This window comes from Photorhabdus heterorhabditis (genome assembly GCF_001280945.1).
In the GTDB taxonomy this organism is placed as follows: Bacteria; Pseudomonadota; Gammaproteobacteria; order Enterobacterales; family Enterobacteriaceae; genus Photorhabdus; species Photorhabdus heterorhabditis.
The window spans coordinates 1-5,016 of sequence record NZ_LJCS01000113.1 but is presented as its reverse complement, the minus strand read 5'-3'; the positions used below and the strand labels follow the sequence as shown (position 1 = coordinate 5,016).

Sequence of the window (5,016 nt, the reverse complement as noted above, 5' to 3'; positions counted from 1 at the left end):
GCCGGCGAATAACAAACTGCGGATGGATGACGAGCGCGGGAAAGAGCACATCAAACTCAGTACGGAATACGGCGGCAAGAGTCAGCTGAATCTGGGGCATCTTGTCGATGGTCAGCGCCCGCACCCGAATAAACGGGGCGAGGGCTTTGAACTGCGCACCGATAGTTGGGGGGTGATCCGCGCGGGTAAGGGGTTGTTTATCAGTGCGGATGAACAGGCTAAAGCCAGAGGGGAAGTCCTGTCGATGACCCCGGCGATCAGTCTGGTCAAAGGGGCGGTGAATCAGGTCATGGAGTGGGGCACGGTGACAAAAACCCACCTGAATTATTCACCGGATACCGAGAGCCTGAAAACCTATTTACAGGGCGTGGATCAACTGAAAATGGCCGCCATGTTGCTCAGTGCGCCAGAGGGTATCGGTGTTGTCAGCCCGCAGACGGTGATGTTGCACAGTGGTCAGGCGCTCTATGCCCAAAGTGCGGGCGACGTGCATATGGCTAGTGCCTGCCGCATTGGTATGAATGCCACTCAGGCCATCTCTTTACTGGCGCAGACAGAGGGAATGCGTCTGGTCTCGGGGAAAGGGCCATTCACGATGGAATCCCACGGGGATGAGTTAGGTCTTACCGCGTTAAAGGATGTCACCGTCAAGTCAACGCAGGGCCAGGTACAGATTATCGCTAAAAATGGCCTGACGTTGGCGTGTGGCGGCGCCTATATCCGTCTCTCTCCGGCAGGAGAAATTGAAATTCATGGGCCGGGCCTGCTAAGCCTGAAAGGGCAGCACAAAATGGACGCCCCGGCCAAACAGGATTTTCCGTTACCGGACTTGCCGGAATCCGTGTGTAAAGAGTGCTTAAAGAAAGCGCAGAAGATGGCGAAAGGGGTTGTCTTGAGGGGAAGGAAATAAATGATGAATAACGTTGAAATAACTGACTGGATTGCCTCACTTGAGACATCTATTACCGATGTCAATCTGTCTTATCTCGATATCATTGTGGATCAGTCTGGAGGGGAATTCTTTTTACTCCCGGCACTGCAAAGTTTTTCGCCTGAGATTAGGTGGTGTTCATTATTTCAGGGGTTGCCAGAGGAAAGTATGGCGGATGAAGTCCCAATATTGCTGCGGATTGATTTAACCCAGTCTGACCAGCGGCAATGGATGGACGAAATCATTTTGCCTTTGGGTAGAAAATCGCGGTTGCTGGTTTTGTGTTCGCCATGGTCATTTAAATCTTTGTCCCAATATTTAATTCAATGTGTGGAGGTGACATATGCCGAACAGACAGGGATTTTACGCTTTTTTGATCCACGTATTTTTCCGGTGCTGTTGTCCCATATTTTGGATAAGGAACAGCAACAACAATTCCAGCGGCCCGCTCTATTCTGGAGCTGGCTTGATCGCGATGAGATCCCGCGCTTTGTTTTGGGGACGGGTGATTTAGGCTCAATTGATAACCCTATCGGGAAAATCGATCTCACCGATAAACAGCTGGAGTCTCTCCTGTGCGTTTCTGATGCTCATCTGCTAATGCCGCAACTGAATCCGTGCGACTACCCAGACGTGGCACGTGAACACCTGTTTAACCTCTGTTATGCCTTGATGGTCGAGGCATCAGACGCTCAGGTCTTACTGGATGATAAGCGGGCATCATTCGTGCTTAAGCATCTCAAAGCCAGATTATCCCTCAATGAAGGAGCGAAAGATGAAAAAACACCGATTTAAATGGGCGGTTTTGTGTCTGTTACTGGCGGCGTGTAGCCAGTTTCCGGCGCAGGCAGGAACCATTGAGGCGATTAACCATACCAAGTGGGCGATTAACCGGTTCAGTGTGGATGATACGCCGGGTATCGATATTATCGGGCCGTATCAGGGCGGTGGCGGTGGTTGCTGTTATAGCGTGCCAGCGAAATGGAAACCGGGTATGACGGTCCGGGTAGATTGGGAAACGGGGGCTGGAGGAACAAAAGGATTTCCCGGATTCGAGGACAGGGAGAAATTTATGACATGGAAGAAAAAAATGGACAGTTACAAACGCCAGCATAGCCAGGTAGTACCGGTGCCCGATTATACCGGTCAGCGCACCTGTGGGATTACGGTGCATTTCTTACCCTGTGATCAGGTGAAGGTGACGACGTCCTGCGCTACCTACAATAGTCCCAATTATCCGATTAAAGAACCGTTGAAAATGAAGGAGCCGACAGTATGTCCGAAATAATGCCGACAGGCATCTCAAAGCCAGATTATGCCTTATTGAAGGAGAGAAAGATGAAGAAACACCGGGCTAAATGGGCGGTTTTATGCCTGTTACTGGCGGCGTGTAGCCAGTTTCCGGCGCAGGCTGGCGTGATTATCGCGATTAACCATACTAAGTGGGCGATTAACCGGTTCAGTGTGGATGATAATCCCGGTATCGATATTATCGGGCCGTATCAGGGCGGTGGCGGTGGTTGCTGCTATCGGGCTCCGGAGAAATGGAAACCGGGGATGACAGTTAAGGTGGATTGGGAGACGGGAGTGGGGGAAATGGATGGTTTCCCAGGTTTTGCGGATAGAGAAAAATATCATGCATGGAAAAACAAAATAGATGCCCAGAAACGCCAGCATAGCCAGGTAGTGCCAGTGCCCGATTATACCGGTCAGCGCACCTGTGGGATTACGGTGCATTTCTTACCCTGTGATCAGGTGAAGGTGACGACGTCCTGCGCTACCTACAATAGTCCCAATTATCCGATTAAAGAACCGTTAGTAATGGAGGAGCCAAAAGTATGTCCGAAATAATGCCGACAGGCATCTCAAAGCCAGATTATGCCTTATTGAAGGAGAGAAAGATGAAAAAACACCGGTTTAAATGGGCGGTTTTATGCCTGTTACTGGCGGCGTGTAGCCAGTTTCCAGCGCAGGCAGGCGTGATTATCGCGATTAACCATACCAAGTGGGCGATTAATCGGTTCAGTGTGGATGACACGCCGGGTATCGATAGTATCGGACCGTATCAGGGGGGGGGCGGTGGTTGTTGCTATAGCGTGCCAGCGAAATGGAAACCGGGGATGACGGTCAAGGTGGATTGGGAAACAGGAGTAGGAACTATGAAAGGGTTTCCTGGCTTCGATAAATGGGACGAATATTTGGCGTGGAGGGAAAAAATCAATGCCCAGAAACGCCAACATAGCCAGGTAGTGCCGGTGCCCTATTATCAGAATGGGGGAGATACCTGCGGGATTACGGTGCATTTCTTGCCCTGTGATCAGATTAAAGTCACGACCTCTTGTGACGCCTACGGTAGCCCAAACTACCCGATTAAAGAACCGTTGAAAATGAAGGAGCCGACAGTATGTCCGAAATAAATCATCATGATACAGTCTGGTTACCCGCGCCCTTTCCTGCTAAGGGGCGGTTGCCTACCCAGAGCTATCTGGTCGGGAAAAATTGTTACCAGCAGGCCAGTCAGGAAAGAGCCTACCATCAGGAATTGTGTCTGGCGGCGAATCGCCGGGTAGAGCGGCCTTGTTGTAAAACGTTGCATGTCAGCCTGTTTTTTGATGGCACCGGCAATAATTTGTATAACGATCTTTATCAGGCTGTTCCTCACCATCCGACTAATATCGTTCGGCTGTTTCAGGCGACGATTGGGGCCGGTTATGCGGGTGGGGCGGCAGGTAAGCCGTTGCTGGATGATATCGAAAGCACCGGCGGAGAATACTTTAAATATTATATTCCCGGTGTCGGCACGCCTTTCCCGGAAATTAATGATCTGGATTACAGCACGTGGGGGCTGGCTTTTGCTGATCGGGGTGAGGACCGGATCAACTGGGCGTTGCTGCGGTTGATTGATGTCCTTGGCTTTAGCCTGACACAAAAACAGATGACCAACAGTGAAAGTCAAAAATCCCTGGAGGAGATGGCCACCACCTGGCACACATTGGACCTGGGAGGGGCGCATAATCGTTATGGCGAGTTTTATAAGCAATTTGACTGTTTAAAGCGTGAGCTAAAAATAGCCCGCAGCCATCCGGAACCGGGTAAATCTAAGCTGTTGGGGATGAAACTGTATGTGTATGGTTTTTCCCGTGGAGCAGCGGAAGCGAGGGCGTTTGTGAATTGGCTGACCGAACTGTTACCGCCGCCAAAAGAGGAAAACCAGAAACCCGCTCAGTGTTTGCAACATAAAGGTGAAACCGACCCGGATTGTAACCTGCCCATCAGTGTGGAGTTTCTCGGGCTGTTTGACACGGTGGCGTCGGTTGGAGTGAGCCATATGGTTCCTGTTGTTGAGGGGCATATGGCCTGGGCAGACGGCACGCAGGAGCTGCCATCGGAGGAGATTTACGGCGGGTTGGTGAAACGCTGTGTACATCTGGTCTCGACCCATGAACAGCGGTTGAGCTTCCCGATGGATTCGATTCGCCGTTCAGATGGCACTTACCCGACCGGCAGCACCGAGGTGATTTATCCCGGGGTGCATTCTGATTTGGGGGGCGGTTATCCACCGGGAGATCAGGGTAAATCGATAGGTAAAACAGATTCATTGCTATTGTCGCAGATTTCTCTACATGAAATGTATGCTGCGGCGTTTGATTTCGGTGCACCTTTGAAAGTACCAGAAGAAGTCTTACCTGTAGATTTAGTCAATGATACTTGGCGTTCTATGTCACCTGATGTTGGTGATGAATTTACAATTGCACCTGAACTCATCAACCGCTTCAACGCTTGGCGCAAAGTCACTTTGGGACTTGATATGCCGGAACAACTGCTATCCGCCGAAGAGGCGGCCCGCTTTGAGCCGGTACGGTCAGCTGTGGCGCTGGAGCAGGCCATGAAAAACCAGATGGACTGGCTGACCGCCTGGCGTATCGAACGCTACGCCAATGGGAGGCTACTCAGTACGCCGTTTTTTCTTGCCGCCCCTAACCGTGACGCGGATAAGGCGCATTATGCGCAGAGTGAACAGGCGAGGAAAGACAGGCAGGATGCTGTGTCAAAGAAACGGAAAGCCCAGCGACTGGAATACATTA

Annotated in this window: 6 protein-coding genes; all 6 read left to right on the top strand. The window is 51.1% G+C overall.

Annotated elements, in window-relative coordinates; translation table 11 throughout:
• On the top strand, positions 1–910 hold a 910-nt coding region (locus AM629_RS20385), incomplete at its 5' end, for a type VI secretion system Vgr family protein (protein ID WP_152912042.1).
• Between the two features lie 3 nt (positions 911–913).
• The gene (locus tag AM629_RS20380; protein WP_054481566.1) at positions 914–1,726 is read left to right on the top strand and encodes a toxin Tle1 chaperone Tla1; all 813 of its coding nucleotides are present in this window, start codon (positions 914–916) and stop codon (positions 1,724–1,726) included.
• Entirely contained in the window at positions 1,707–2,219 is a 513-nt protein-coding gene (locus AM629_RS20375; protein WP_054481560.1) for a Tli1a family immunity protein, read from the top strand. The genes AM629_RS20380 and AM629_RS20375 overlap by 20 nt, the downstream gene beginning before the upstream one ends.
• Positions 2,220–2,269: 50 nt before the next feature.
• Complete coding sequence (locus AM629_RS20370; RefSeq protein WP_054481563.1) at positions 2,270–2,782, top strand: Tli1a family immunity protein; 513 nt, start codon at positions 2,270–2,272, stop codon at positions 2,780–2,782.
• Positions 2,783–2,832: 50 nt separating this feature from the next.
• Entirely contained in the window at positions 2,833–3,348 is a 516-nt protein-coding gene (locus AM629_RS20365) for a Tli1a family immunity protein (RefSeq protein WP_054481562.1), read from the top strand.
• Positions 3,336–5,016 (top strand): T6SS phospholipase effector Tle1-like catalytic domain-containing protein (locus AM629_RS20360; RefSeq protein ID WP_054481558.1); only part of this gene is annotated, 1,681 nt, incomplete at its 3' end. The genes AM629_RS20365 and AM629_RS20360, both read left to right, overlap by 13 nt.